The organism is Bartonella sp. MR110HLJHH (genome assembly GCF_042194225.1).
Lineage (GTDB): Bacteria > Pseudomonadota > Alphaproteobacteria > Rhizobiales > Rhizobiaceae > Bartonella > Bartonella grahamii.
The window spans coordinates 1-2,072 of the sequence record NZ_JBHIMQ010000048.1 but is presented as its reverse complement, the minus strand read 5'-3'; the positions used below and the strand labels follow the sequence as shown (position 1 = coordinate 2,072).

3 protein-coding genes and 1 pseudogene are annotated in these 2,072 nt (G+C 42.0%); all 4 read right to left on the bottom strand.

The window, feature by feature from the left end; genetic code table 11:
- Nucleotides 1-149: 149 nt before the first annotated feature.
- Nucleotides 150-554, bottom strand: a complete 405-nt coding sequence (locus ACFIKB_RS09145) for a hypothetical protein (RefSeq protein WP_375636630.1) — start codon at nucleotides 552-554, stop codon at nucleotides 150-152.
- Between the two features lie 20 nt (nucleotides 555-574).
- Complete coding sequence (locus ACFIKB_RS09140; protein WP_375653433.1) at nucleotides 575-1,315, bottom strand: filamentous hemagglutinin; 741 nt, start codon at nucleotides 1,313-1,315, stop codon at nucleotides 575-577.
- A gap of 12 nt (nucleotides 1,316-1,327) precedes the next feature.
- Entirely contained in the window at nucleotides 1,328-1,729 is a 402-nt protein-coding gene (locus ACFIKB_RS09135) for a hypothetical protein (RefSeq protein WP_330169043.1), read from the bottom strand.
- 20 nt (nucleotides 1,730-1,749) lie between these two features.
- A pseudogene (locus tag ACFIKB_RS09130) lies at nucleotides 1,750-2,072 on the bottom strand (filamentous hemagglutinin); the annotation flags it as partial.

The window sequence follows — 2,072 nt, the reverse complement described above, 5'->3', positions numbered from 1 at the left end:
ATGCCATTGAGGGACACATGCACCTTGCCATCAGCACCTTCTTGTAAATGCTGCTTTTCTTCATCCGTTAAATAATGAAAGTGAGGAAACAATCGCGCCATTCCAAGCGAAGGCAAGGATGGCTAATTGTTGATCATCACAAGAAAGACTTAAGGTTTGCATTCATATTGTTCTGGATGCTTTTTACAAAACGGGCTGTTTAAGCGCTTCTTGACACTGCGCTGTGGTATGACAGCGCCAGGACGACAAATCGGGAGATTTTCGGCTTTATGGTTTCCACACCACCCCCCCCCCACATCATATTTATAGTTGAACCCTGCTTGAAGCATGCAAGCATCAATGGTTGCCATTTGATTGAAACTGCGATTTTGATTTTCTGGATCTGCATCATAAGGTGTTGGCATGCCACATTCTAACAAGGCTTTTCCTATCTCAGTAAAATCTGCTCCTGGTTTTTCCCATGCCCCTATAGAAGATGTGGGAGTTTTATTAAACTGGCACCCAGCTATACTCAACAGAGTTATCGCACTTAATAATTTTAAGGTTTGTTTCATTTTTTTCTCCATGATCTAATTCAAGGTTTTTGTTCTAGATGAGATGTGCCATAAAGTATGTTGCACATAGCATTCGCATGTCCAAGACATGTGTGAACACTGTTGGGATTTGTGAACATATTCCATGTTTCTTTCCACCAGTTACTACCAGCAGGTATTGTCTCATAAGTATAGCCATTACCGCCAATCCATCGGCTTACAAAGTCAAATCTATGCCCATCAAAACCAATAGTGGTTTGTTTGCCACCACTCACATAACCTAACAAACCGGATGCCGCCAAAACATTAGCCGCTGGTCCATGGAAACTGATCGTTGTATTGCCAGCTACATCATTTACACCTTCTTGTTTGAAAGAATTCATCATATTAAAGCCTGTCAAACTGCCACGACTATGGGCATCAAAATGCAATCCTGTGTTACCATAGCGAGACATTATATCTTTTGCTTCTTGTGTTGAATTGGTCAAACCCCAAAAGTTATTTTCCATGAACTTCTGATAGCCTGCTACCAAGAGTTCTGAGATAGCAGAATCCGCTTGGGGAAACACAACAAAATAAAGCGGTACATTTTTATTCTCCGCATGTTGCTCTGCATAAACAGCCGCCTCATAGGGTGGTGTAAAAATGCCATTGAGGAACACATGCACCTTGCCATCAGAACCTTCTTGTAAATGCTGCTTTTCCTCATCCGTTAAATAATGAAAGTGAGGAAACAATCGCGCCATTCCAAGCGAAGGCAAGGATGGCGCATTGTTGATCATCACAAGCAAGACTTAAGGATAGCATTCATATTGTTCTGGATGCTTTTTACAAAAAGGGCTGTTTAAGCGCTTCTTGACACTGCGCCTCGGGATCACAGCGCCTGGACGACAAATCGGGAGATTTTCGGCTTTATGATTTACACACCATCCCCCCCCCCTTTCTTCATAGCGGAATCCTGATTGAACCATGCAAGCATGAATTGTTGCTATTGCATTATTACTGAGCTTTCTACTTTCTGGATCCTTATCATAAGGGGTTGGCATACCGCATTCTAACAAGGCTTTTCCTATCTCAGTAAAATCTGCTCCTGGCTTTTCCCATGCCCCTATAGAAGATGTGGGAGTTTTATTAAACTGGCACCCAGCTATACTCAATAGAGTTATCGCACTTAATAATTTTAAGGTTTGTTTCATTTTTTCCTCCATGATTTAATTCAAGGTTTTTGTTCTAGATGAGATGTGCCATAATTATATCTACATTCATAACTCGCGTCTCCAAGACAGGTATGGGAACTTATGGGATTCATGATCACTCTCCACCATTCTGTCCAAGCATTACTGCCAGCAGGTATTGTCTCATAAGTATAGTCATTGCCACCAATCCACCGGCTTACAAAGTCATATCTATTCCCATCAAAGCCAATGGTAGTTTGTTTGCCACCACTCACATAACCTAACAGACCGGATGCCGCCAAAACATTAGCCGCTGGTCCATGGAAACTGATCGTTGTATTGCCAGCTACATCATTTACACCTT